At 65.4% G+C, this 24,111-nt stretch carries 21 protein-coding genes; 11 read left to right on the forward strand and 10 right to left on the reverse strand.

What is annotated here, in order from left to right; genetic code table 11:
- The first annotated feature begins 90 nt into the window (after positions 1-90).
- Together I6F12_RS14120 and I6F12_RS14125 are read left to right on the forward strand one after the other, a co-directional pair.
- Positions 91-546 (forward strand): Lrp/AsnC family transcriptional regulator, encoded by a 456-nt coding sequence (locus I6F12_RS14120; RefSeq protein WP_036021113.1) that lies wholly within the window; start codon positions 91-93, stop codon positions 544-546.
- A gap of 244 nt (positions 547-790) precedes the next feature.
- A complete protein-coding gene (locus tag I6F12_RS14125; RefSeq protein ID WP_225156659.1) occupies positions 791-4,897 on the forward strand; it encodes a GAF domain-containing protein in 4,107 nt (1,368 codons plus the stop codon).
- Here I6F12_RS14125 and I6F12_RS14130 read toward each other — a convergent pair.
- The 5 genes from I6F12_RS14130 to I6F12_RS14150 form a co-directional block, all read right to left on the reverse strand.
- The gene (locus I6F12_RS14130) at positions 4,871-5,212 is read right to left on the reverse strand and encodes a hypothetical protein (protein ID WP_225156660.1); all 342 of its coding nucleotides are present in this window, start codon (positions 5,210-5,212) and stop codon (positions 4,871-4,873) included. The two genes, I6F12_RS14125 and I6F12_RS14130, sit on opposite strands and share 27 nt — an antisense overlap.
- Before the next feature lie 225 nt (positions 5,213-5,437).
- Positions 5,438-6,430: a UDP-glucose 4-epimerase GalE gene (gene galE / locus I6F12_RS14135; RefSeq protein WP_035997363.1), complete on the reverse strand. Its 993-nt coding sequence runs from the start codon at positions 6,428-6,430 to the stop codon at positions 5,438-5,440.
- 19 nt (positions 6,431-6,449) lie between these two features.
- On the reverse strand, positions 6,450-7,253 hold the full coding sequence (locus I6F12_RS14140; protein ID WP_036021077.1) for a WecB/TagA/CpsF family glycosyltransferase: 804 nt from the start codon (positions 7,251-7,253) through the stop codon (positions 6,450-6,452).
- Complete coding sequence (locus I6F12_RS14145) at positions 7,246-9,621, reverse strand: exopolysaccharide transport family protein (RefSeq protein ID WP_225156661.1); 2,376 nt, start codon at positions 9,619-9,621, stop codon at positions 7,246-7,248. The genes I6F12_RS14140 and I6F12_RS14145 overlap by 8 nt, the downstream gene beginning before the upstream one ends.
- A 282-nt stretch (positions 9,622-9,903) precedes the next feature.
- Positions 9,904-10,704, reverse strand: a complete 801-nt coding sequence (locus I6F12_RS14150) for a class I SAM-dependent methyltransferase (protein ID WP_109142329.1) — start codon at positions 10,702-10,704, stop codon at positions 9,904-9,906.
- A gap of 322 nt (positions 10,705-11,026) precedes the next feature.
- Here I6F12_RS14150 and I6F12_RS14155 point away from each other — a divergent pair, with 322 nt between their 5' ends.
- Positions 11,027-12,055: a glycosyltransferase gene (locus tag I6F12_RS14155; protein WP_035997377.1), complete on the forward strand. Its 1,029-nt coding sequence runs from the start codon at positions 11,027-11,029 to the stop codon at positions 12,053-12,055.
- A gap of 11 nt (positions 12,056-12,066) precedes the next feature.
- Here the strand turns inward: I6F12_RS14155 and I6F12_RS14160 are convergent, their stop codons facing one another.
- Entirely contained in the window at positions 12,067-13,053 is a 987-nt protein-coding gene (locus I6F12_RS14160; protein WP_035997380.1) for a glycosyltransferase, read from the reverse strand.
- Between the two features lie 250 nt (positions 13,054-13,303).
- Between I6F12_RS14160 and I6F12_RS14165 the strand changes: the two genes are divergently transcribed.
- The 3 genes from I6F12_RS14165 to I6F12_RS14175 are packed head-to-tail and all read left to right on the forward strand — an operon-like array spanning position 13,304 to position 16,905.
- Positions 13,304-14,407, forward strand: coding sequence for a glycosyltransferase family 1 protein (locus I6F12_RS14165; protein WP_225139389.1), 1,104 nt, complete (start codon positions 13,304-13,306; stop codon positions 14,405-14,407).
- A gap of 3 nt (positions 14,408-14,410) precedes the next feature.
- A complete protein-coding gene (locus tag I6F12_RS14170; RefSeq protein WP_225156662.1) occupies positions 14,411-15,763 on the forward strand; it encodes an O-antigen ligase in 1,353 nt (450 codons plus the stop codon).
- Positions 15,760-16,905: a GNAT family N-acetyltransferase gene (locus I6F12_RS14175; protein WP_225156663.1), complete on the forward strand. Its 1,146-nt coding sequence runs from the start codon at positions 15,760-15,762 to the stop codon at positions 16,903-16,905. Before I6F12_RS14170 ends, I6F12_RS14175 begins: the two co-directional genes overlap by 4 nt.
- A 21-nt stretch (positions 16,906-16,926) precedes the next feature.
- Here I6F12_RS14175 and I6F12_RS14180 read toward each other — a convergent pair whose 3' ends face one another.
- Entirely contained in the window at positions 16,927-17,466 is a 540-nt protein-coding gene (locus tag I6F12_RS14180) for an alpha/beta hydrolase (RefSeq protein ID WP_225156664.1), read from the reverse strand.
- Positions 17,467-17,587: 121 nt separating this feature from the next.
- Between I6F12_RS14180 and I6F12_RS14185 the strand changes: the two genes are divergently transcribed.
- Both I6F12_RS14185 and I6F12_RS14190 read left to right on the forward strand, forming a co-directional pair.
- On the forward strand, positions 17,588-18,064 hold the full coding sequence (locus tag I6F12_RS14185; RefSeq protein ID WP_225156665.1) for an Lrp/AsnC family transcriptional regulator: 477 nt from the start codon (positions 17,588-17,590) through the stop codon (positions 18,062-18,064).
- Between the two features lie 103 nt (positions 18,065-18,167).
- Complete coding sequence (locus I6F12_RS14190) at positions 18,168-19,052, forward strand: class I SAM-dependent methyltransferase (RefSeq protein WP_225156666.1); 885 nt, start codon at positions 18,168-18,170, stop codon at positions 19,050-19,052.
- 66 nt (positions 19,053-19,118) lie between these two features.
- On the opposite strand, the gene wrbA is transcribed toward I6F12_RS14190, so the two are convergent.
- Positions 19,119-19,718, reverse strand: coding sequence for an NAD(P)H:quinone oxidoreductase (gene wrbA / locus I6F12_RS14195; protein ID WP_057028278.1), 600 nt, complete (start codon positions 19,716-19,718; stop codon positions 19,119-19,121).
- A 45-nt stretch (positions 19,719-19,763) separates the two neighbouring features.
- A complete protein-coding gene (locus tag I6F12_RS14200) occupies positions 19,764-20,462 on the reverse strand; it encodes a pirin family protein (protein ID WP_225156667.1) in 699 nt (232 codons plus the stop codon).
- A gap of 115 nt (positions 20,463-20,577) precedes the next feature.
- On the opposite strand from I6F12_RS14200, the gene I6F12_RS14205 reads away from it, so the two are divergent.
- Positions 20,578-21,513, forward strand: coding sequence for a LysR family transcriptional regulator (locus I6F12_RS14205; protein WP_225146299.1), 936 nt, complete (start codon positions 20,578-20,580; stop codon positions 21,511-21,513).
- Positions 21,514-21,627: 114 nt separating this feature from the next.
- Here I6F12_RS14205 and I6F12_RS14210 read toward each other — a convergent pair whose 3' ends face one another.
- On the reverse strand, positions 21,628-21,885 hold the full coding sequence (locus I6F12_RS14210; RefSeq protein WP_036021169.1) for a hypothetical protein: 258 nt from the start codon (positions 21,883-21,885) through the stop codon (positions 21,628-21,630).
- 255 nt (positions 21,886-22,140) lie between these two features.
- On the opposite strand from I6F12_RS14210, the gene I6F12_RS14215 reads away from it, so the two are divergent.
- Positions 22,141-22,986, forward strand: coding sequence for a hypothetical protein (locus I6F12_RS14215; RefSeq protein ID WP_225156668.1), 846 nt, complete (start codon positions 22,141-22,143; stop codon positions 22,984-22,986).
- A 134-nt stretch (positions 22,987-23,120) separates the two neighbouring features.
- The gene (locus I6F12_RS14220; RefSeq protein WP_225156669.1) at positions 23,121-24,110 is read left to right on the forward strand and encodes a tripartite tricarboxylate transporter substrate binding protein; all 990 of its coding nucleotides are present in this window, start codon (positions 23,121-23,123) and stop codon (positions 24,108-24,110) included.
- The last annotated feature ends 1 nt before the right edge of the window (position 24,111 follow it).

Genomic DNA, 24,111 nt, shown 5'->3' on the forward strand with positions numbered 1-24,111 from the left:
TTACCTATTTATCCCTTCTGCTATGGAAATTCGGTACAATTTTGCATGCAGGCGTCCAATCTGGTAGATCTGCTCGAACTGGAGCCTCCCATGATCGAAGAGCAGGACACCCGCATTCTCGCCCATCTCCAGCGAGATGGCCGCGCCACCAATCAGCAACTCGCCGACGGGGTCGGCATGTCCACCTCGGCCTGCTGGCGGCGGGTGCGGGCGCTGGAGGAGAGCGGCGTCATCCAGGGCTATGCGGCGCTGGTCGCGCGCGAACGGGCAGGCTTTGCGATGTCCGCCATCCTCCACGTCTCGCTGGAGCGGCACGATGCAAAGTTCGTCGATGAATTCGTGGCGAGGGTCACCAAGCGCCGCGAGGTGCTGGAGTGTTTTGCGACCACCGGGGACGCCGATTATCATTTGCGCGTCGTCGTGCAGGACATGGCGGCCTACAACCGCTTCCTCGACGAGTTCATGTTCCGCATTCCCGGCATCCGCTACGTCCGCAGCAACGTGGTGCTGAAGGAGATCAAGACCAGCGTGGCGCTGCCGTTTTGAAGGAGGTGCTACGGCACAGCGATATCAACCTCCCGTAAACCAACACAGGCTGCAAAGTGGTAACTGAACATGCCATTCGTAGGCGGTTCGGCGTCGCGGCGGTATTCCGGTCAGTTTTGTCGCGCTCGTTCGCAGCTCGTTCACTTTGATCGACGGTTTGCGCCGCGCAATAACGACCACTTAGGCGATCGCCGCGCATAAAGGTCCCGGGAAAAATAGGCAGAAATGCCTGGGAGCTGAGATCGTGCCGACGACACTCGCGCGCACCTTTGCGGCGTTGAGCGCCATCAATGAAGCGATCCTGTACGCGAGATCGCCGGAGGAGCTGTACCAGAAGGTCTGCGACGCCGGGTTTTCGAGCGGGGATTTTCTGGCCGTTGCCGTTTTCCTGGTCGAGCTGGACGGCCGAAGGCTGCGCTACGCGGCCGGTTGTGGCGATGACGTTGCGCGGCTCCGCTCGATCGTGATCACGACGGAAGCCGGGACGCCTGAAGGATCCGGCGTCGGCGGCGAGGCGTTTCGCGATCAGAAGCTGTGCGTCAGCAACGACTATCTGAACGATCCGCGCTCGCTGGCGTGGCGCGAAGGCGCCGCCAAGGCGCATATCGGTGCGGCCGCGGCGCTGCCGCTGCTCTGCAATGGCAAGAGCGTCGGCGTATTGTATGTGACGCGGGGCGAGGCCAACTCGCTGAACGAGCAGATGGTGTCACTGTTCGAGCGCATGTCGGCGAACATTTCCTACGCGCTGGACAATTTCGCCCGTGAGACCGCGCGGCAGACCAGCGAGCGGGCGACGCGGCGGCTCAACCGCATGTTCGGCGCCATCAGCGCCACCAACGAAGCCATCCTGCGCGCCAAGACCGAGCGGGAGCTATACCAGCTCGTGTGCGACGCTTCGGTCCACAGCGGCAAGTCGCTGGCGACCATCGTGCTGCTTCGCGAGCCGGACTCGCACTGGATGAAGCCTGTCGCCGCCACCGGGCAGAACCTCGATCTCGTCACCCAGGCACGTTATTCGGTCGATCCGGACAATCCTTACGGCAAGGGTATCTCGGGCGAGGTGTTCCGGACGCAGAAAGCCATTGTCGAGGACGATCTCGCCAGCCGCACCAGGGGCACGCCGTGGGAGCAGGCCAACGTCAACACCGGCGTCGCCGCCTGCGTGGTCGCGCCGTTGATCAGGCACGGCGAGAGCGTCGGCGTGCTGCTGTTCTTCATCAGCCGGTCCTGGGCCAAAGACGAGGAGATCGTCGCGCTGCTGCTGCGCATGGCCGAGAACGTCTCCTTCGCGATCGAGAATTTCGGCCGCGAGGCCGAGAAAGCCCGGATCTCCGCCGAAGAAGAGTGCCTGGCGCGCATGTATGCAGCGCTCAGCGCCACCAACGAGGCGATCCTGCGGGCACGGTCGCGGGCTGAGCTGTTCGACCTCGTCTGCGAGGCGACCGCAACGGGAGCAAAGTTCACCTCAGCCACCGTCGCGCTGGTCGACGATCGGACCGGGCTGCTGCGCGTCGTCGCCTGCTACGGCCCGAATGCGGATCAGGTTCGCAACTTCACGTTCTCCACCTCCGACCAGGTGCCCGAAGGGCGCGGCTTGACCGGCACCGCGTTTCGCACGCGCCAGCCCGCCGTCAGCAACGACGTGCTCGCCGACGACCGCATTGCGCCCTGGCAGGCCAGCGCCCGCCGCACCGGCATCGCATCCTCCGCGGCCTTGCCGCTGTTCAACGGCGACCGGGTCGAGGGCGTCTTTCTGTTCAACTCCCCGGAGCGCGGCACCTTCACGCCGGAGCTCGTCGAGCTGCTGCGCAAGCTTCAGTCCAACGTCGCCTTCGCGCTCGAAAGCTTCGACCGTGCCGATGAGAAGGCGCGGGCGGACAAGCAGCGCAATCGTCTGAGCGGAATGTTCGAGGCGCTGAGCGCAACCAACGAAGCCATCATGCGCGCCAAGACGCGCGAGGAGTTGTTCGACGCGGCCTGCCAGGCGGCCGTGCTCGGCGACGTGTTCGCCTCGGCGACGATCGGCATCATCGACGAAGCACGCGAACTCGTCCGCGTCGTTGCCGTCAAGGGACGCTTGCAGGAGCGCATGAGCGGGCGTACCTGCATCATTTCCGCCGACCATCCCGAGGGCCAGGGCATCATCGGCACCTCGCTGCGGACGTGCCGGCCCAGTGTGATGAACGATTATCTGAACGAGCCGCGCTCCGCATATTGGCGCGCGCAGGCCATCGAGGATGGAACGCGGGCTGCGGCGAGCTTCCCGCTTCTGAGAGCGGGACGGGAACCGGTCGGCATTCTGCTCTTCCTCGCACCGGAAGAGAATACGTTCACGCCCGATCTGGTCGAGCTGCTCGGGCGGCTCGCGGAGAACGTCTCCTTCGCACTCGACAATTTCGAGCGCGCCGAGGAGAAGGCCCGCACCGAAGCGCAGAAGGAGCGCCTGACGCGCATGTTCGCGGCGCTGAGCGCGACCAACGAGGCGATCATGCGCGCGAAGTCGCGGGCCGAGCTGTTCGACCTCGTCTGCCTTGCGGCGTCGAACGGCGCCAAGTTCACTTCGACCACGATTGCCCTGGCCAGACCCGGCACGGACCAGCTCGAGATCGTCGCCGCCGCAGGTCCCTCCGCCGGCACCACGCGCAATGTCCGTCTTTCCGTCGATCCCGAACGGCCGGAAGGGCGCGGCATGAGCGGCACGGCGTTCCGCACGCGCCAGCCCTGCATCAGCAACGATTATCTCAACGACGACCGCGTCCGTGTCTTCCACCCCATCGTGCGCGCGGACGGCGCGCGGTCGGGCGCCGCGTTTCCGCTCATCGTGCACGACCAGGCGGTCGGCGTCATGATCTACATGTCGACCGAACCGGCGACCTTCACGCCCGAATTCGTCGAGCTGTTGCAGCGCCTCGCCGACAACGTCTCCTTCGCGATGGAGAACTTCGATCGCGCCGATGAGAAGAACAAGGCCGACGAGCGCATCGAATACCTCGCCTCGCACGACAGCCTGACCGATCTGCCGAACCGCGAGACCTTCAACGCCCTGCTGCGCGAGGCGATCGATGCGGCGCAACGCCACGATCACCGCTTTGCGGTGCTGTTCATCGACCTCGACCGCTTCAAGGTCATCAACGATTCGCTGGGTCACGAGGCGGGCGACCTGCTCCTGCTCGAGGTGGCGAACCGTCTGCGCGGCGCCCTGCGGGCGAGCGACGTGGTCGCGCGGCTCGGCGGCGACGAGTTCGTGGTGATCCTCGACCAGTGCGGCGAGATCGAGGACGTCCAGCGCATCGCCACCGGGCTGCTCGCCGCGCTCGCCGAGCCCATGCAGCTGGCCGGCCACGAGTGCCATTCCACCGCCTCGATCGGCATCGCGATGTATCCGGCCAACGGCTCCGACGCGCAGACGCTGACCAAGAACGCCGACATGGCGATGTATCTCGCCAAGGAGGACGGCAAGAACGGCTATCGCTTCTTCTCCAACGAGGTGAAGACGCAGTCGATCGAGCGGCTGTCGCTGGAGAGCGCGCTGCGCCGCGCGCTGGAGCGCGAGCAGTTCTCGCTCAACTACCAGCCCAAGGTGGACATGGCGACGGGTCAGATCACGGGCGTCGAGGCGCTGCTGCGCTGGACGCATCCCGATCTCGGCAACGTCTCGCCCGCACAGTTCATTCCGCTTGCTGAGGAAACCGGGCTGATCGTGCCAATCGGCCGCTGGGTGCTGAAAGAGGCCTGCGCGCAGGCCATGGCCTGGCAGCGCCGCGGCCTGCTGCCGCTGTCGATGGCGGTCAACCTGTCGCCGCGGCAGTTTGCCGACGAGCATCTGTTGCAGGACGTCGACGAGGCGCTGGCGGCCTCCGGCATGTCGCCGGTGCTGCTCCAGCTCGAGGTCACCGAGAGCATGATGATGCGCAATGTCGGCCGCGCGCTCAAGGTGCTCGACTCCATCCAGAGCCGCGGCATCCGTCTCGCCATCGACGATTTCGGCACCGGCTATTCGTCGATGTCGCTGATGAAGCACTTCCCGATCGACACGATCAAGATCGACCGCTCCTTCGTGCGCGACCTGCCGCAGGATTCGGAGGATCAGGCCATCGCGCAGGCGATCATCAGCATGGGCAAGGCCCTCGGCATGACCGTCGTCGCCGAAGGCGTCGAGAACGCCGAGCAGGAGGCCTTCCTGCGCGCCCATGGCTGCGACGAGATGCAGGGCTTCCTGATCTCCAAGCCGCTGCCGGGGCGGCAGATGGGCGAGCTGCTGCGGCCCATGGCGCTGCCCGTCGCGCCGCCGCTCCAGCCGGAAGTGGCCGACGAAGACGCAGGCTCAGGGCTGAAACGCGCTGTCGTCTGACGGCTGCGGGTGCAGCTCGCGCACCTCGTGCTCTTCCCCCTCGGACTTGCTCGGAAAGTCCTGGGGACCGGTCAGTGACGTCTGCTCGGTGAACAGCGCGAGAATGGCGCGCGCGCCCTCGTCGAAGCTCGTCCCTTCGCTCACGTTCAACGCGCAGCAGCTTGTTGCGCTCATCGGCTCCTGGTCGTCGACCACGGCCATCGCGGGCCCCCACCACCAGGCGGGCGCGGGCGAACGCTCGTTCTCCGGCACCACATGCCAGCGGACGAACTCCTCCATCACGCGCTCGAATTCCAGGCGGGCAGCCTGATGCATGTGGTCGATGCTCCCGGAATCGCGTCCGACGACGGGTCGACACGCTGACTAGATCGTCACGTCGCTCGGAAAAATCGGCTCGTGCAAGCGAACCGAACCATGAAAGGCCGACATGGCCGTCGGCAATGCGGATCGCGCGGCTGTCGGCAATGTGCCGACGCAGCCGCGACAAGTCGTTCTAGCCGCTGCAGGGCACGGCAAGCAAGCGATCGGAGCCGCGATTGCCTAACGCGGCCTGAACGGATGCGCCTTCTGATGCCAGGCCCAGGCCGTGCGGACGATCGTCGGTAGGTCGGAGTGACGCGGAACGAAGTTCAGCACCTTTCTTGCAGCAGAGGGATCGGCGACCAGAAAGGTGGGATCGCCGGCGCGGCGCGGCTTGATCGTGTGCGGCACCTCGCGCCCGGTCTCCTGCCTGATGGCGTCGAGGATCTCGCGCACGGAAAAGCCGGAGCCGGTGCCGAGATTGAAGCTGCCGCCGGCATGGCCTTGCTCCAGAAGCCTCAAGGCCGCCACATGCGCCGCCGCAAGGTCCGTGACGTGGATGTAGTCGCGGATCGCGGTGCCGTCGGGCGTGTCGTAATCGTCGCCGAACACCGCGAACTCGACATGGCCCTGAAGCGCCATCATCGCGCGGGGAATGAGGTGGGTTTCGTTGTCGCGCAGCTCGCCGATGCCGCCGGCCGGATCGGCGCCGCTGGCGTTGAAATAGCGCAGGCAGAACGCGCCGAAGCCATAGGCCGTGCGGTAGTCGGCAAGCATGCGCTCGATCATCAATTTCGACGCGCCGTAAGGATTGATCGGCGCGCAAGGAAAGTCTTCCGGCAGCGCCTTGGAATCGGCGTTGCCGTAGACGGCGCCGGTCGAGGAGAACACGATGCGATGACAGCCCGCGTTGCGCATCGCCTGCAGCAGCGACAGCGTGCCCTGAACGTTGTTGATGTAATATTTTTGCGGGTCGGTCATGGATTCCCCGACGAGGCTCGCCGCCGCGAAATGCATCACCGCCGCGATCTTGTGGTCGGCGAAGGCGCGCGCCAGCGCCGCGCCGTCGAGCAGATCGCCCGTCACCAGCGGGCCGGATACGAAGCTGCGATGACCTGTCGAGAGATTGTCATAAACGACGGGCTGATAGCCGGCGGCGGACAATGCACGGCAGGCATGCGAGCCAATATAGCCAGCGCCCCCGGTGACGAGGACGGTCGGTCGGTCGGTCATGTCGTATTCTGCTCTTCTCTTAACGGAGGGGCCGGTTGCGGCTGAAGAGAAGATAGAGCGCGCGGGGGTTGGTGGTCAAATAACGCCAGAGCAGACGGCGCGGCTCGAGCAAGGTGCGCCAGGCCCATTCGAGCCCGATCTTCTGCATCCATTGCGGCGCGCGGGAACGACTGCCTGACAAGAAGTTGAACAATCCGCCGGATGTCTTGATGACGCCAACATTGGTCAGATGCGGCGTGAATTCCTTCACGAATGCCTGTTCGTTGGGCACACCGAGCGCGACCCACAGATAGTCCGGTGCCAGGGCGTTGATCTCCTCGACCTTGGCACGCAGCGCCTCGCCGCGCAGATAGCCGTGGCTGTGCCCGACGATCTTGAGACGTGGATACATTTTCTGGACGTTCGCGACCGCCGCGGCGTTCTCGGCCTCGCTTGCGCCGAACATGTAGAAGGTGCGGCCGGCGGCTTCGGCCTTGCGCGCGACGACGTGGAACAGGTCCGTGGTTGCGACGCGCTCCGGCAGCGGGAACCAGGATTGCAGCTTTGAAGCGGCGACCAGCGGCTGTCCGTCGGCGTTGATCAAATCGGCGGCACGGAACAGCTGCTCGGTCTGCGGCTCGGTCGAGCAGCGCGCCAGCACCTCGCCATTGGCCGAGGTCAGGAACAGCGGACGGCCGATGCGATGGTCGGGATTCGTCGCCTCGATCATGAAATCGGCGGTCTCTTCCAGGTCGATCGCGGCCATGCGAAGTCCGCCGACGGTGATTCTGGGCACCTCGGCAGTTGCTGCCCGTCCGTCGAGGTTGACGCGGCGCTCAAGCATATTGTCTGCCTCGCTGGCGCGTTTGCATTGCAGGGGTGAGCTCGTCGAGCACGACGCCGACGAGCTTGCGCTCGGCCGGGCCGAGCGCGGCCAGGATCTCTTCCAGGCTATCGTTGACGTCGAGGCTGGTCGGCAGCACGGCCACCAGCGAGTCGATGTCCTCGAGCAGCTTGCGGCCGCCGGCCGCGAGCGGAATGGCCGGGCCGTCGAGGATCACGAGATCATAGCCTCCCGCGGAACGGGCCTGCGCAATCGCCTTGTGGATGGCATCGGCGGCCTTGCCGGCGTCGCCTTCCGCGGCCGGCAGCACCGAGATGCCGTTTACCGTCTTGATCTCGCGCGCGTCCTTGCTGCCGATCGAGAGCCAGCCGAGCCTGCTCGGCTCGCTCTTGCCGGGACGGATGACCCTGTTCGAGAGCGAGCGCGCCTGATGGTCGGCATCGATCATCAGCACGCGGGCGCCGTCGCGTGCGGCCGCCAGCGCGAAGTTCAGCGCGGCCACGCTGCGGCCGCTGGTCTTACCGGTGCCGACGAGCGCGACGACCGGCATCGCCTTGCCGCCGGCGCGCCGCGTCAACGCGGCGCGCATGTCGCGCCAGGCGTTGAGCAAGCTCGTCATGGGAAAGCCGGGGCGCAGCGTCGGCCAACCCAGCCGTGTGAGATCGACGCCGCCGCCGGTGGGAAGTATGGCGCCGAGCGTATGGATGACGTCGGCCTCCTGGAAGCGTGCGATCAGCGGCTTCTCGATCATTGGCTGCTCGACCATCGAAGGCTGCAGCGGGGGCGCGGCGAGCTCCGGCATCGACGGCGCAGCTTCAGGAGCGCGCGGGGCCTGGCGCGGCTGAGCAACCTCCGCAGCGCGCGGGAGCTCCGGTGCTCGGGACGCCTGCGGCGCCGACGAGCGCTCACGCCGGGCGGGTGTCGGCGTCGCGGGCGCGGCTGCACCGGCGAAAAGCAAATCTGCAACGACGAACCAGCTCGATGCTGCGATCGCCCCGAAGATGAAGCCGATCATGGCGAACAGGCTCATGGCCGGCGGGAACGAGCGCCGCTGCGGCACAGTCGCCTCGCCGATGACGCGGGCGGCCGAGGTGTTCAGGCTCTCCTGCTCCTCGGTCTCGCGGGAGCGCTTGAGAAAGGACTGATAGACGTCACGGCTTGCGTCGGCCTCGCGCTCGAGCTCGCGCAGGCGCACGGCGGCCTGGCTGAGCTGAACGCTCTGCCGCTTCTGCGCTTCCAGCGCGCGGTTGAGCGAGGCCTCGAAGTCGCGGGCGCGCGTCAGATCGTTCTTGGCGGACTGGGCGAAGCGGTCGATCTCCTCGTTGATGGTGCGCTTGAGGTCCTCGACCTGCTTCTCGGTCTGGCGCAGCGCCGGATGGCGCGGACCGAGCTCACCGGCCTGCTCCGCATATTTCTTCCGGGCGTCGGCATATTGCGCGCGCAAATTCGCAATGGTCGGCGATTGCAGCGCCTCCGGAATCGCGCCGGCATCGGCAGCGGTGCGGCGGCTCGCCTCGATCTGGTCGAGCCGCGCCTGCGCGTCCATCGTCGCCGCGCGGGCCGCGGAAAGCCGCTGGTTGCTGGCGGAGAGCTGCTGATCGCTGATCAGCGCATCCTGGGTGCCGACGAAATTGTTCTGGGCCTTGTAGGTCGCCAGCGCGGTCTCGGCGTTACGCAGCCGGTCGCGCAGCTCCTTCAGACGGCTGGAGAGATCGTTGGTGGCGCGCCGTGCCGCCGAAGCCTGCGACTTGCGGGATTCGGAGAGATAGGCATTGGTCAGCGTGTTGGCGAGCATCGCCGCCTTGGCGGGATCCGTCGACCAGACCTCGATGTCGACGATGAAGCTCTTCTCGGTTTTGCGGATCGCGATGTGCTTGTTCAACGCATCGAGCGCCGCGAGCTCCACTTCCCTCTTCTCCGCAACGGAGGGCGCGCGCGGTTGCAGGCCGATCAGGCCGAGCAGCGACGACATCAGGCTCCCAGCCTCGCCGCCTCCGAATTCCGGATCCTTGTCGAGGCCGGCCTGCTGGATCACCTGGAGCAGCACGCTGTTGGAGGTGATCAGGCGCGCCTGACTCTCCACCACCATGGCCATGCCGGTGACGTCCTGGGCCCGGGGCGTGAGCTCGCGGTCGACGAGCTGAAGCTCGCGCGGGTCGACATAGAGCTGAGCGGTGGCGGTGTAGCGGGGCGTCACGCTCTTGCCGATCGTGACGGCAAGCGCCGCACCGAGCAGGGCGGCCGCGGCGATCGCGACCTTCCGCCGCCAGAGCAGATTGGCGAGCTCCAGCACGTTGAAGCCGGCCTGAGGCTTCCGTTGCGCGGCCTCCGGTCTGGCTCGATCGATCGGCTGGCTATAATCAAGCATGATCCCCAGCTTTCATTCCAAGTGCCGCGGGCTGAGGGGTTACTCTTCGCTTTACGCCACGCACCCGGGATATAGGTGCCCAATCAACGCAACAGGGAAAATTAACCATACTCATTGTGGGACTATTCACCGAAATGGCAAACAAAGCGTTTAAGCGCATGCCATCCCTCGGCGCCTTCCTGTGAACCTCGCGATACCCGCTCCTTAACGGTTCGTTACCGCGCGCAGCATGGCCGCGAGCCGTCGTTCGTCCGTTGATGGGCCGCGCACGTGCCATCGCCGTCAGATCCTCCGAAGGATGACGTGATAGTCGCCGCGGCGGACGTCGGTGCCGCGCGGCAGCACGGCGTTGAGCACCGCGGCGCCGGCGTCGACCAGGGCCGCAAACAGCGGCTTGCGCCGGCGCATCTCGGGATAGCGCGGACTCTCGACCTCACGACGATAGATCATCTCAAGGCCGTTGGCGGCCGCGAATGCTTCCAGCCGCGGCAACGTCACCAAGGGATGGAAGAACGTCGGGAACGGCGGCTCGCCCGGCAGGCCGGCGTCCTTGATGCCGCGGATGTGCCGGTAGAACCAGACGTGAAACCAGTGCGGCGAATATTTGGTGACGAACCCGGAGAGCGAGCGCGGATTCGGTGCGCCGATCAGGATCATCCCGCCGCGCCTCAGCGCATCGCGGAAGTTCAAGAGCGCGGCGTCGACATGGGGCAAGTGCTCGATCACGTTGTAGCAGATCACGAGATCGAAGGTCTCGCGGGCGAAGCTGTAGGTCTGGACGTCGCCGAGGATCGCCTCGTCGGCGTAGGTGTTGTTGCGGACCTGGTCCTCGTCGATGTCGACCACGGTGACCTTGCTGCGGCTCAGCAATTCCGGTGGCAGAACGCTGCACGAGCCGCCGCCCGCCTCATAGATCGCGAGGCGGCCCTGCGGCAGCTCGCGGCACAGCACGTCGTGGACGGCGAGCAGGCTGTCGCGGGCTTCGCCCGGAACGAGATCATGGAGCGCCTCGGCATATGGTGCAGCCGCGGGGAATTGGATCGCCGTGGCTGTCGCGAAATCGATCGGGGCTGGCTTGTTCATGGATTCTGACCGCGCTTGTTCTATTCAAATTTACAGGAAAAAATGCGCCTGCCCGAAGAGCAAATCCGATGCCGCACCGTCTCACCGGTCGCAGTGCTTACGGCCCGGTTAATGCGCATGCGCATTAACTACGGTATTGTTCATGTTGGAGCGTTGTCGGCGCATGGACCGCCAATTGCAACACGACGCGCGGCGAACTTGGTGGCTATGTGCCGCGCGGCAGCCGTTCATTTTGAAACGCATCTGTCCCGCGGCGATGTGCCGTCGTGGGACGCGCGATCGAAGCAGGGATTCTTCAATACATCTCGGACATCTAGATCTCATGACATTGATCCCGACAGACCTGTCTGCGGCCCGGATCGCGGATGCCGTGCGCGATCCCAACCGGGAGATCGTGGCGAGCTCTCGCGTCATCGACCTGTCGGTCGGCATCGTCGTCTGCGTTCCATGCTTCCGTCGTCCGCAACACCTGCGCCTGACGCTGGAGTCGCTCGCGAACCAGCGCACCCCGCGTTCCTTTGCCGTCGTCATGGTCGAGAACGATGCGGTGCGGCGCGAAAGCGCGCCGGTTGCCGCGGAGTTCTTGGCCGATGGGAGGCTTCAGGGCGTCTGCCTGATCGAGAAGCGACAGGGAAATTGCCAGGCGATCAATGCTGCCTTCGAGACGGCGCAGCAGCTGTTTCCCGCCGCCACCCGTTTCCTGATGATCGACGACGACGAGATCGCATCAAGCGACTGGCTCGAACTGATGGTCCGCACCGCGGAGGCGACCGGCGCCGAAGTGGTTGGCGGGCCGGTGCTGCCGGTCTTCGACGACGACAGCAAGCCCTGGCTTTCGCGTCATCCCGCCTTCTGTCCCGCCTACGACTACAGCGGTGCGGTGCCGCTGATCTACGGCTGCGGCAATTGCCTGATCACGCGGGCCGCCTTCGAGCGGTTCGACCGTCCCGCGTTCGACCTGCGCTTCAATTTTCTTGGCGGCGGCGATTGTGATTTCTTCGTGCGGTGCCGTGACGCCGGTATGCTGTTCCACTGGACGGCGGAGGCCGTCATCACCGAGACCGTGCCGCGTAGCCGCACCAGCCTCGGCTGGATCGCAAAGCGCGGCTTGCGCATCGGCGCGATCAATTATCGTGTGCAGTACAAAGCCGCCCCGAGCGCAGCAGCGCGGGCGCGGGTGTTTGCGCAGATGCTGGGCCGCTTGCCGCTGTCGCTGCTTCGCGCCGCCGCCTTGTTGCCGTCGTCGAAAGCCGTCGTCGCGATGCATCCCGTGATGGTTGCGTTTGGCGCCGCCCTGGCGGCCCTCGGCCTCGAGCCGAAGCCTTACGAGGCCTCGAAGATCGCGTCCTGACGCGGCGAGGATTAGATACCGAAACGGGCGAGGGCGACCCGGATTGCCGAGCGTGGCAGCGATTTGAGCGACTGCCGGCCGATCATCGCGAGATAAGCGAACGCCTGGCGATACCTGCCGAAGCGGACCGCTTGCATCGCCGAGTAGGTAACGAGATGAATCTCGGCGGCAAGGCGCAGCCCGGCTGTCATGTGCTCGGGCAATCTCGCCAGGATCAATCCGTCATCGAACACCCGCGCGATGGCCGGGAAGAAGTCCTTCGGCGTCCGGATCGCGGCGTTCATGGTGTTGGTGGTGTGAAGACGATAATCGAGCAACAGCTCTGGCGCGAACGCGAACTCCCCGATCGCAGCGAGGCGGCACCAGCAATGCCAGTCCTCGCAATATTTGAGGGACGTATCGAAGCCGCCGATGGCGCGGAAAGCTTCCGCGCGTGCGAGCGCGATGCCGCCATTGACGATGAAATTGCCGGCGGCGAGCCGCGTCAGCACGTCTCCGGACGGCTTCCGGCGCCCCTTCAAGAGGCCGCGCCGGCCGATCTGGCGGCCTTCGCTGTCGATCGTGTTGTAATCGCCATAGACGAGGACGGCGCGCGGCGCGCCACGCGCAGCAGCGAGCAGCGCCGCCACCGCGCCTGGGCGCAGGCGGTCGTCGGCATCGAGGAAGAGCAACCACTCGCCGCTTGCCTGTCTTGCGCCGAGATTCCGTGCGGCCGATACGCCCGCGGAATCGTTGTGGAACAAGTGCAGCCGCGGGTCACGCATGCCGCGGACGATCGCAACGGTTTCGTCGTCCGAGCCGTCGTCCACGACGATCACCTCGGTCACCTCGCGCTGCGCCAGAGCGCTGGCAAGCGTTTCGCCGACATAGGCCGCAACGTTCTTGGCCGGAATGACGACCGATACCGGTGTGGTCGAGCCGACCTGAAGCGGCAAGCGCGCCGGCGCTGCCGCGCGGGAGGCGGCTGGCAGTTCGAGAACCTCTTCAGCGGTGATCAAGCTACGGCTCGCCTTTAATGATCCGTTAACCAGGACCCCATGTGCCGCGCTGGTAATGCTGGCGATCTGCAAGTCCGGCGTGCGCGCATGATACTCGCATTCCGCTCGAACCGTTGCCGAGAAGGGCCGTGTGCCGCCGGTTTCGTAGAATAACGTTAAGCCGCTGGCATTAAGCCTGTGGCAAATTTGGAAGAGTGCGGCGGACTGCCTCGTGCGAGAATGCGCATCGGACTGCCGCGGATGGAATCCCGTGCCCGCAAACACGTTCGAACACGCCCCCGATACGATGATCCTGAACCTCTTTTACGAGGACAAGGATGACCGCTGGTTTCCGGGCGACAGGCATCTGCGTCGCATCGCCCGCCGGTTGTTGCTCGGCGAGCCGCGCATGAGTGGCCAGCTGCGCGTGTTCCTCAATCTCTGTGCGGGGCTCGACCGGCTCGGCATCCGCTACCGCGTCAACGATTACGGTTACATCGCGGAACATCCCCACGAGCTTGCCTGTATCGTCGGGCGCACGTTCCTGCTCGACAAGTTCCTATGGAAGAACCCGATCCTGCTCGGCGCTGCCGTCCACAATCATCCGCTCGACGACCTTGATCTATTCAAGCGTCTGCCGGTGAAGAAGGTCGTGGTGCCCGGTCCCTGGTACGTCGATATGTACCGGCCATATTGGCCCGAGACCGAGGCCTGGCCTGTCGGCATCGACACGAATCTCTGGGCGCCGTCGGCTCGAGCGCAAAAGACCGTCGATGTCTTGATCTACGACAAGGTCCACTGGGACCGCGAGCGCTACGCGTCGGAGATGATTGAGCCCGTGCGCGCCCGGCTCGTTAAGGAAGGCCGCTCGTTCACGGAGCTGCGCTACGGCAGCTACAAGGAAGCCGATTTTCAGGCGGCGCTCGCGCGTTCGCGCGCGATGATCTTCCTGTGCCAAAGCGAGAGCCAGGGCATCGCCTATCAGCAGGCCTTGTCCTGCGGCGTGCCGGTGTTTGCCTGGGATCCGGGCGGGCCATGGCGCGACCCCGACTATTATCCGCATCGCGTGCAGTTCGCGCCGGTGTCGTCGGTGCCGTACTGGGACGAACGCTGCGGGGTCAAGTTCACCGACATCGCCGGCTTCGAGACGGGCTGGGACAATTTCTGGGCCGGGTGCACCGCGGGCGCGTTCGATCCGCGTGGCTACATCCTGGACAATCTCACGCTGGAGCAACGGGCGCTGCAATATTACGAGATCGCGCGGAGCATCATGCGGCAGCCCGCGATGTCGCAGACCTCCGCAAGACCCGTTGACGAAGCCTCGGAAGGGTTGAGCCGCGACCCCAAGCTTCACTGGCGTTACCGAATGTCTTGAGCCATGGACCGCAGTGCCGCCAACATGACCGACGTCGGGGCCCGATCGTTCGGCCATATCCTGCGTGATCGCCTCGCAGGGCTCGATGCCGTGCAGGTGGCGCGCTGCCTCGTCGCGGTCGGGGCGCTGCTGCTGGTGCTGGTGACACTCGATCCGTTCCCGGACCTGCGCAATCCCGACGTCACCATGATCGTCGGCGGACGAATGGCGCTGACCTATATCGCCTGGGGTCTGCTGGCTGCGGTCGCTATACTGTGTGTCGCTGCCACCGATGCGCTCGCGCTGAAGAGCCTGGTGACGCCGCTGCATCTCTGCCTGCTGGTCTGGCTTGTGATCAACATCGTGTTCTCGGAAAGCCGCGGCGTTTCGATGCAGCGATTCGTGCTCACGGTCAGCGTGACGTCGCTCGCCATCGTGTTGCCGTTGCTGCCGCCGACGCGGCGCACCTTCAACCTTTGCCTGGGCGGCGCCGCGCTCGTGCTGCTCGCTCTGTGCTATCTCGGCGTCTTCCTCGCGCCGCAATATGCGGTCCACACGGCGCTCGACGTCACCGAGCCGCAGCTTGCCGGCGACTGGCGCGGCAGCTTTGGCCACAAGAATATCGCCTCCGCCGTGATGACCATCCTGGTCTATGTCGGCATCTACCTGTCCGCCGTCGGCTCGTTCGTGATGGGGCCTGTGATCGCCGTGCTGGCCGGCACCTTCCTGATCTTCACCGGCGGCAAGACGTCCTCGGTGCTGTGCCTTGCGATCTACGTGTTCGCTTCGCTGGTCTATGTCACGCCAAGCCTGTGGCTGAAGCGGCTCATCTGCTTCGTGCCGCTGATTGCGATGAACCTGTTGACCGTCGGCAGTGTCGTCAGTCCGGTGCTGGCGGCGATGACACGGCTGCTTCCGCTCGATCCCACCTTCACCGGACGCTCCGCGATCTGGGACTTCGCGCTCGCGGCCGTCGCGGAGAAGCCGATCATCGGCCACGGCTATTCTGCGTTCTGGGACGACGTGAGTGCGCGGGCCACCGCGGAAGGAGCCGAATGGGCGACATCGGCGGCGCACAGCCACAATAGCTACCTCGATCTCGCGGTCACGATCGGTCTGCCGGGGCTGCTGCTGGTGATCCTCATCTTCGTGCTCGCCCCGCTCCGCAATTTCCAGACGGCGCAGGCTCACAGCCGCAGTGGCGCACTGGCCAAGCTGTTCCTGACCGTGTGGCTGTTCGGCCTGTACTACGGTGCCACCGAGACCTTCCTGCTCGAACGACAGAATCCGATCTGGTTCATGTTCGCGCTGGCGGCGGCCGGCCTGCACTTCCTGGCGAGGTTCCAATGCATCGAGCAGACCGAGCCCCGCGCATGACCTTCCTCAGCGTTGATCAGCCCGATGATCTTGCGTCCAGCGCGTCGGCCATCGCGGTCGATTTCCTGCGTGACTGGCGGCACGCGGCCTCGCGCCTGAGCGCCGGGCACCGCACCGCCTTCCAGCATGCTAACTGGCTCGGCGCCTGGTACGAGTCGTTTCACGACGTCGCGCCACTGATCGCCGTGATCTCCGATGCTGCCACCGGCAAGGACATCGCAGTCGTGCCGATGATCAGCCATGTCAGGCGCGGCATCCGCATCGTCGAGTTCGCGGACCTCGGCGTCTCCGACAACAACGCACCGATCCTGGCGCTCGATGCCGCGTTGGACGCGGGAACGGCGGACGCGATCAACACAGCGCTGATCGGCGCGTTGCGCGCGCTGCCCGATCGTCTCGATCTGCTCCGCCTGAAGAAGATGCCGGCAGAGGTCGGCGGCAAGCCGAATCCGCTGGTATCGCTCGGCCGGATCGGATCCTCCTCGCTCAACGGCAATCTCGTGTTGATGGGCGACGACTATGGCGGCTATCAGGCCGCGATCAAGCGCCTGCAGATGCCGCGCTGCTGGCGGGTCTTCAGCCGTCTTGCCGGTGCGCGGTTCGAGATCGCCGCCGATGTCGGGCGTGCGCACGAGCTGTTGGACGTGATGGATCTCCAGCAGCAGGCACGCATGCAAAAGCTCGGCTCGCGGTTCGTTCTCAACGACGAGACCCATGCGCGATTCTATCGCGAGGTCGTCCGCCGGGGCCTCGCGGGAGGTCATGCCATGGTCTCGGCACTGGTGTGCGAGGAAGGCATTGTCGCCACCGCGCTCGGCGTCAAGCATGGCGCGACCTATGTCCTGCTGCGCATCAGCCATGGCGGCGATCAATGGTCGAGCTGCTCGCCGGGTCTGCTCGTCACCGAGCGCACCCTGGCGGCGCTGCATGCGCAAGGCCTGCGCCGTTTCGACCTCAGCATCGGCAATCAGGACTACAAGCGGCGCCTCGGCGCCGAGAGGGTGCCGCTGACCGATGTCAGCGTCGCGCTGTCCTGGCGCGGCCGGCCCTTCGCCTGGCGCGATCACGCCGCGCAGGGCCTTCGGCGCTATCCGAAGCTCGCCTCCCTCGCGGCGAGGGCGATGCGCAAGGGAGCGCGCTGACGGGCGCCGTCTGTTTCGCCATCACCTCGGAAGGCCCGCCCGGAAAGCATCCAGCAACGCGCGTCCTTGCGGCCACTCGCCGAGCCCGCTCGCGGCATTGATGTGGCCGAGCGCGCCCGGCACGATCAGGCCGGACTGCCAGTCCTGCGCCCGCCGCCGTGTCACTTCGACGGCTCCATATGGATCATTCGTGCTCGCGATGATCAGCGCGGGAAAGCGCAACGCGCGGCCGGGGACCGGCTTGAACGCTGCGGCCTCCGCGGGAAAATGGCCGCCATCGGGATCGGGCACGGCGACCAGAAAGGCGCCCGCAATCGCGGAAGGGAAGCGCGCGGCCCAGTGCGCCACCAAAAGGCAGGCGAGGCTGTGTGCGACCAGGAGGGGCGGCCTGGCGCAGCGCGCGACCACGTGCTCCAGGGCTTGCTCCCAGTCGTCGAGCTCCGGCTGGTCCCAGCTCGCCGGCTGGAATCGCGTGAAGCGCGCGTCAGCGCGCTCCCATAGCGTCTGCCAGTGGGTATCTCCGGAGCCGCCGAGCCCGGGCAATGTGATGATGTCGTGCATGAACGTCCCGTGATATCTGAGGTGACCGCAGTGTGACCGATCGCGGTCCTGCATCACATGGCAAGTCATCGGCGAAATCGACCATCTGCCGATGATCTCAAGGTGGAACGGAGAATTGAGTTTGGATCGCTTCGGGAGCATCGATGCCAAGGATTTGAAGATCCTCGAGGCGCTGCAGGCCAATGCGCGCGTGCCGTTGTCCGTGCTCGGCCGTTCCGTCGGGCTGTCCCAGCCGGCCGTGTCCGAACGCGTCAAGCGGCTCGAGGAAGCCGGCATCATCGAGGGCTATGGCGCCCGCATCAACCCGCGCGCTCTCGGGCTCGGCCTGATGGCGCTGGTGCGCCTGCGCACCTCGCACGAGCACATCAAGACCTGCCTCAAGCGGTTCAGCGAAATCCCTCACATCATCGAAGTCCATCGCGTCACGGGCGATGACTGTTTCGTGCTCAAGGTGCTCGTTCCGGCGCCGGAGGATCTCGAGACCATCGTGGATCGCATCGCCGGTTTTGGCGCTGTGACGACCTCGCTGGTGCTACGGAGCGAACCCGTGCGGCCGATCGGCAAGGACCTCGTCAGGAAGAAAATGGAACGGAGTTGAGGCGTGGCTACGTCACGGCGCCGTCACAAAAGGCCGCGATTGCGCAAGCCTTCCGATGATCGTCCTCGTTGTGTTATCGTCGCTTCCATTCCGCGGAGGCGACATGGAAGACCGTTCGGCAAAATATCGTGCATTCTATGCGCAGTTGATTTGCGGTGCTGCGAAGGCTGCAGACCCTCGCCTCGAAGAGGCCTTTCGGACCGTCAGGCGCGAGCCGTTCGCCGGGCCCGGGCCGTGGTCGATCTGTCTCGGCGGTCATCCCTATGTGGTCACGCCTGACGATGATCCCGCCTTCCTCTATCAGAACGCGCTGTTGGCGCTGGACCCGGCGCGCAGTCTCAATATCGGAATGCCCGGTGCGCACGCCTACTGGCTCAATGGCTGCGCCGTGAAGGAAGGCGAGACCGTGGTCCAGATCGGCGCCGGCAGCGGCTATTACACAGCGATCCTCGCCCATCTCGTAGGTCCCGGCGGCCGCGTTCAGGCCTATGAGATCGACGAGCGTCTGGCAGGGCTTGCGCGCGACAATCTGAAGGACATCGCCCATGTGGACGTGCGCGGACGCTCGGGCATCGCGGCGGATCTGCCGGCGGCCGACGTGATCTATGTCTGCGCGGGCGCGGCGCAGCCGGCGGCGGAATGGCTCGATGCGCTGCGGCCCGGCGGGCGGCTGGTGTTTCCGCTCGCGCCCGAAGGCATGTACGGCGGCATGTTGATGATCACGCGGCCGGATGACGGTGAAATCTGGCCGGCGAAATTCCTCAGTCGCGCCCAATTCATCGGCTGCGCGGGATTGCAGGATGCCGAGGCCGGCCGGCGATTGGGCGAGGCGTTCACGAAAGGTTGGGAAGGGGTGCAGTCGTTGCGGAGAGAGGGCGTCCCCGACGAGACATGCTGGTTTGCCGGCGAGGGCTGGTGGCTTTCGACGGCGCCCGCACCTCTACCGACGGAGCCGGTTCGGCCTCACGCCGACATCACGCAGATTTAATGGTGACCGTATCCCGATCCCGGATTGGGGCGGCATTCCCGGCTGAGAATGCCGCCCAGGGTCGCATCATCCATGCAGCTTTTTGGCGGTCTCCGCGATCTGGCGGCCCTGATAGCGCGCGCCGGCGAGCTCGTTGGCGCTGGGCTGGCGGCTGCCGTCGCCGCCGGTGATCGTGGTGGCGCCATAGGGCGCACCGCCCGTGACCTCGTCGAGCTTCATCTGGCCGGCAAAGCCGTAGTTCATGCCGACCACGACCATGCCGAAATGCAGCAGGTTGGTGATGATCGAGAACAGCGTGGTCTCCTGGCCGCCGTGCTGGGTCGCGGTGGCCGTGAAGGCACCGCCGACCTTGCCGTGCAGCGCGCCCTTGGCCCAGAGCCCGCCGGCCTGGTCGAGGAAGTTCGCCATCTGCGAGGCCATGCGGCCGAAGCGGGTGCCGGTGCCGACGATGATCGCGTCGTAATTGGCGAGGTCCTCGATCTTGGCGACCGGCGCGGCCTGGTCGAGCTTGTAATAGGAGGCTTTCGCGACCTCGGCCGGCACCAGCTCGGGCACGCGCTTGATGTCAACGGTCGCGCCGGCCTCGCGCGCGCCTTCGGCGACGGCATTGGCCATCGCTTCAATATGGCCATAGGCGGAATAATAGAGGACGAGAACTTTTGTCATGGTGGTCTCCGTTGGGATTGGGTGAGGTGATTGGTTGCTTGTTCGTCACGCCGCGTCGACGAGCACGAGCTCGGAATCTTCGAGCGCCGTGATCTTCAGCTTGGCCTCGTCGCGGATCGCGGCGCCGTCGCGGGCATTGACGCGGACGCCGTTGACCTCGACGGCGCCTGCCGCCGGCACCAGGTAGAGATGCCGCGACGTCTGCGGCTCATACTCCGCGCTCTCGCCCGCCTTCAGCGTGGTGGCGAGCACCCGGGCATCGGCGCGGATCGGCAGTGCGTCCGTGTCGCCCGCAAAGCCGCTCGCGATGGTGACGAGCCTGCCGGAGCGGTCTGCCTTTGGAAACGGCTTCGAGCCCCAGGTCGGCTGTCCGCCGCGCATCGCCGGCTCGATCCAGATCTGGAAGATCCGCGTCCTGGTCGGCTCGAGATTGTACTCGGAGTGGCGGATGCCGCTGCCGGCGCTCATCACCTGCACGTCGCCCGCTTCAGTGCGGCCCTGGTTGCCGAGGCTGTCCTGATGGGTGATCGCGCCTTCGCGCACATAGGTGATGATTTCCATGTTGGCGTGGGGGTGGGCGGGAAAGCCGGTGTTGGGCGCGATCTCGTCGTCATTCCACACGCGCAAGGCGCCGTGGCCCATGTTGTTCGGGTCGTAATGGCCAGCGAACGAGAAATGATGCTTGGCCTTGAGCCAGCCGTGATCGGCGCCGCCGAGCTTCGCGAAAGGTCTGAGTTCGATCATCTGTGCAATTCCTTGATGTCGGATTGACCTGTTGGATAAGCCTTCGCCTGTGGTATAGAAATAGAAACTGTCGAAACGCATTGTTTCCTTAAATGCTCCACCAGGACCGGCTGCCATGGCAAAACTTCCAGATTTCGAAGCGCTCGCGATCTTCGCCAAAGTCGTGGAGCTGCGATCATTTGCGGGGGCCGCGAGCGAGCTTGGGATGTCCAAGGCCACGGTGTCCAAGGCGGTCACGCGATTGGAGGAGCGGCTCGGCGCGCGGCTGTTCAACCGCACCTCGCGCCGGCTCGCGCTGACCGATGCCGGCCACAAGCTGGCCGAACGCGCGACGCGCCTCTTGGCCGACGGCGAGGCCGCTGAGAACGAGGCCTTGGCGCAGTCGGTGGCGCCGCGCGGCCTGGTGCGGCTCGCCGTCCCCATGACGTTCGGCATCAAGGCGGTGGCGCCGCTGCTGCCCGAGTTCTTCCAGGCCTATCCGGAAGTCTCCGTCGATCTGCATTTGAGCGATGCGACCGTCGACCTGATCGGCGAAGGTTTCGACATGGCGGTGCGGATCGCGCGGCTGCCGGACTCTTCGCTGATCGCGCGGCGGCTCTTCACCATGCCGCGGTACACGGTCGCCGCGCCGTCCTATCTCAAGAAACACGGCCGGCCGACGCACCCGATGCATCTCGCCGCGCACAAATGCTTCAGCTACGCCTATCTCTCCACGCCCAATGCCTGGCACTACACCAATTCGGCCGGCGAGCAGGCCAGCGTGCGCCCGGGCGGTCAGCTTCGCGTCAACAACGGCGAAGCCGTGATGCCGGCGTTGATCGCGGGCCTCGGCATCGCCGATCTGCCGGAATTCATCGTCGGCGAGGCGATCTCGTCGGGCGAGGTCGAAGTCATCCTGAAGGACTGGAAGCAGGCCGAAGGCGCCGTGCACCTCGTTACCCCGCCCGGCGGCCCCCGCCCCGCGCGCGTCGAAGCGCTCGCCGATTTCCTCGCAGCCAAGCTGCCGGGCACATGCAAGCGCCGGCCGCGCGGGAAAAGCAAAGCGTCGTAGGAGCGCGCGCGGCTTCAACGCTCTCAGTCATTGCGAGCGCAGCGAAGCAATCCAGCATGTCTCCTCGGAGAGATTCTGGATTGCTTCGTCGCAAGAGCTCCTCGCAATGACGAACTACGACACCTTCACGCCATGGATCGCGACGACGCGCAGGCTTGGCTTCAGCGTCCCCTCCAATTGCGCCTTCAATTCGTGAACGCGTGGGTCGCTCGACCGCGCCGCACACACACCATATTGATGGACGGATCGCGCCAGCGCGCGCCGCGCTTCCGGCGTTCCCGTCAATTCGGGCGTCGAAAGCCGCAACACGATCGCTGCGAGATTCACCAGCATCTCGTCCAGCGCAACGTCGATAGTCGCCAGATTCCGCATCATCCACTCTCCCTGGGAAGGCAACAGCGGGCCCGGACATGCGTTCCTGAAGGAGCCCGATATGGCTAACGCTTCGTAAACGTCTTGTTCTTGCCGCCTGGCGCGTTAGCCTGGCAGCGAAACAAGAAAATCAGGCGAGGGCAAATCATGGATCGACGCGGTCTCTTGCGTGCGGCTGCGGCATTGCCGCTGACGGAGTTTTTGCCCAGGCAGTTTGCCAAGTTGAAGAAACGCTAGGGCCCTCGCGTTGCGGTCATGAACTTTGTTGTCTATACCCGCGCCGCGTTCTGTTTCCTGCTTCCCGTTTCTCAACAACCCGACGACCGCTACATGATGCTTCGTCTTATTTGCCTCTTACTCTTCGCACTGTGCCTGGCCGGCCCCGCGCAGGCGCAAACCAACCAGCCGGCGACGGTTGCCAAGCCGGCAAAGAACGCGCCTCCCAAGCCGGCACCTGCTTCGCAGTCCACGCCGCAAGCTGCAGGACCGTGCGTCGGCGTGATATCGCTGCTGGGCGATCGCTTCATCGTGAAGAAGATCGGCGTGACCGTGTTCGGCAACGAGAACAAGGAGGTTCCGGTCGACGGTTTCGGGCTCGATGACCTCGTTGTCGAACGTGTGAGGGCCGCGGTCGGCTCTGGTTTTGTCGTCCGCAGGATCGCTGCCGATAGATCCGCATTCAGTTCCTACGATCCCGGGCTTGGCATGTTCGTTCGCAGCGACAAGGCCGGCGCCATCGTCCGCCAAGTTGCCGGTCAGGCCGGATGCAAACGCTATGTCGTCGTGATCAAGGGAATACGCCAGGGTGGATTCTTCGGCATCGGTGTCATGAAGGTCAGCCCGCTGTACGACATCGCCGACATCTACGCGGTCATACGGATCTACGTTCATGACGGGCAAAGCTTCGATATTCTGAAGAGCGGCGAAGGCTCGATCAGCGGAAGCAACTTTATGACTGGGCCGCCGACCCTGCGTATCGATTGGGCGCAGTGGCCAGAACCGCCGGAAGCCGCCAACAATCCAGTGATGCGCGCGTCGACGCGGCAACTGCTCGGCAACGTCCTCGACAAGAGCCTGCCCACCCTGTTGCAGTCGCAGTAGTTGGGGAGATGCGGCCAACCGGCCGCCCCCTCCAGGCCCCGCCGGGGAGGGTGCAAGCGCACGGCTATCGCAACACAATCCATTCCGGTTAGGCTGCCTCCCAATCACGAAAACAATCGGGGAGGTACCCACCAATGAACCGCCGCGAACTTCTGAAGGCCGCTGCCGTGCTGTCCCTCGCACAGGCCGCTTGCTCTCGATCAAGCTTTGCCCAAGCTCTTTACCCCTCGCGCAACATCACCATGATCGTTCCGTTCCCGGCCGGCGGACAGGCCGATCTCGCTGCGCGACCGGTCGCGACGGCGTTGGAGCGAATTCTCGGCAAGCCTGTGATCGTCGACAACCGGGCGGGAGGCGGCGGCGGATCGGTCGGCAATGCCGCGGCCGCGCGTGCCGAGCCCGACGGTTACACGCTGCTGATGACGCTGTCCTCGCTCGCGGTGCTCCCTGAGGCCGATCGGCTGTTCGACCGACCCGTCGCCTACGAGGTCTCGCAGTTCATGCCGATCGCGCGCGTGCTCGCCGATCCCACGCTGCTCGCGGTGCCGGCCTCGGCGCCCTGGAGAACCGCGCAGGATTTCGTCGAGGATGCGAAGAAGCGGCCGGGCCAGATCGCCTATGGCTCGTCCGGGCCGTACGGCACGCTGCATGTGGCCATGGAGATGTTCGCGAGCAGCGCCGGCATCAAACTGCTGCACGTGCCGTTCCGCGGTGCAGGTCCTGCGCTGACCGCGATCCTCGGCGGCACCGTGCAGGCGATCACCGCTGCACCCGGCACGCTGAAACCGCAGGTCGACGACGGCAGGCTGCGCGTGCTCGGCAATTGCGGCGCGCAGCGCATCGCAAGCTTCCCTGATGTGCCGACCTTCCAGGAGCTCGGCTACAAGGACGTCGAGTTTTACATCTGGGCCGGGCTGTTCGCGCAGAGCGCTCTTCCTGCGCCGATCGCGATTCGCCTGCGCGAGGCGATGGCACAGGTGATGACGAGTCCTGATGTGCTCAAGGCATTCGAGACCTCGGGCAGCCTCGTCGCCTATCAGGACGCGCCGGCCTTCTCTGAGTTCGTCGCGACCGACAGCAAGCGGCTGATCGCGGCGGTGAAGAAGATTGGCAAGGTGGAGTAGG

It is taken from the genome of Bradyrhizobium sp. IC4059, assembly GCF_020193615.1.
Lineage (GTDB): Bacteria > Pseudomonadota > Alphaproteobacteria > Rhizobiales > Xanthobacteraceae > Bradyrhizobium > Bradyrhizobium yuanmingense.

What these genes read in the sequence shown, in the direction of transcription:
- I6F12_RS14150 (WP_109142329.1), bottom strand. Translation starts at nt 10,704, where the DNA reads ATGAACAAGCCAGCCCCGATCGATTTCGCGACAGCCACGGCGATCCAA.
- galE (WP_035997363.1), bottom strand. Translation starts at nt 6,430, where the DNA reads ATGACCGACCGACCGACCGTCCTCGTCACCGGGGGCGCTGGCTATATT.
- I6F12_RS14120 (WP_036021113.1), top strand. Translation starts at nt 91, where the DNA reads ATGATCGAAGAGCAGGACACCCGCATTCTCGCCCATCTCCAGCGAGAT.
- I6F12_RS14180 (WP_225156664.1), bottom strand. Translation starts at nt 17,466, where the DNA reads ATGCACGACATCATCACATTGCCCGGGCTCGGCGGCTCCGGAGATACC.
- I6F12_RS14130 (WP_225156660.1), bottom strand. Translation starts at nt 5,212, where the DNA reads ATGCATCAGGCTGCCCGCCTGGAATTCGAGCGCGTGATGGAGGAGTTC.
- I6F12_RS14145 (WP_225156661.1), bottom strand. Translation starts at nt 9,621, where the DNA reads ATGCTTGATTATAGCCAGCCGATCGATCGAGCCAGACCGGAGGCCGCG.
- I6F12_RS14175 (WP_225156663.1), top strand. Translation starts at nt 15,760, where the DNA reads ATGACCTTCCTCAGCGTTGATCAGCCCGATGATCTTGCGTCCAGCGCG.
- I6F12_RS14190 (WP_225156666.1), top strand. Translation starts at nt 18,168, where the DNA reads ATGGAAGACCGTTCGGCAAAATATCGTGCATTCTATGCGCAGTTGATT.
- I6F12_RS14205 (WP_225146299.1), top strand. Translation starts at nt 20,578, where the DNA reads ATGGCAAAACTTCCAGATTTCGAAGCGCTCGCGATCTTCGCCAAAGTC.
- wrbA (WP_057028278.1), bottom strand. Translation starts at nt 19,718, where the DNA reads ATGACAAAAGTTCTCGTCCTCTATTATTCCGCCTATGGCCATATTGAA.
- I6F12_RS14200 (WP_225156667.1), bottom strand. Translation starts at nt 20,462, where the DNA reads ATGATCGAACTCAGACCTTTCGCGAAGCTCGGCGGCGCCGATCACGGC.
- I6F12_RS14170 (WP_225156662.1), top strand. Translation starts at nt 14,411, where the DNA reads ATGGACCGCAGTGCCGCCAACATGACCGACGTCGGGGCCCGATCGTTC.
- I6F12_RS14155 (WP_035997377.1), top strand. Translation starts at nt 11,027, where the DNA reads ATGACATTGATCCCGACAGACCTGTCTGCGGCCCGGATCGCGGATGCC.
- I6F12_RS14220 (WP_225156669.1), top strand. Translation starts at nt 23,121, where the DNA reads ATGAACCGCCGCGAACTTCTGAAGGCCGCTGCCGTGCTGTCCCTCGCA.
- I6F12_RS14215 (WP_225156668.1), top strand. Translation starts at nt 22,141, where the DNA reads ATGAACTTTGTTGTCTATACCCGCGCCGCGTTCTGTTTCCTGCTTCCC.
- I6F12_RS14140 (WP_036021077.1), bottom strand. Translation starts at nt 7,253, where the DNA reads ATGCTTGAGCGCCGCGTCAACCTCGACGGACGGGCAGCAACTGCCGAG.
- I6F12_RS14210 (WP_036021169.1), bottom strand. Translation starts at nt 21,885, where the DNA reads ATGCGGAATCTGGCGACTATCGACGTTGCGCTGGACGAGATGCTGGTG.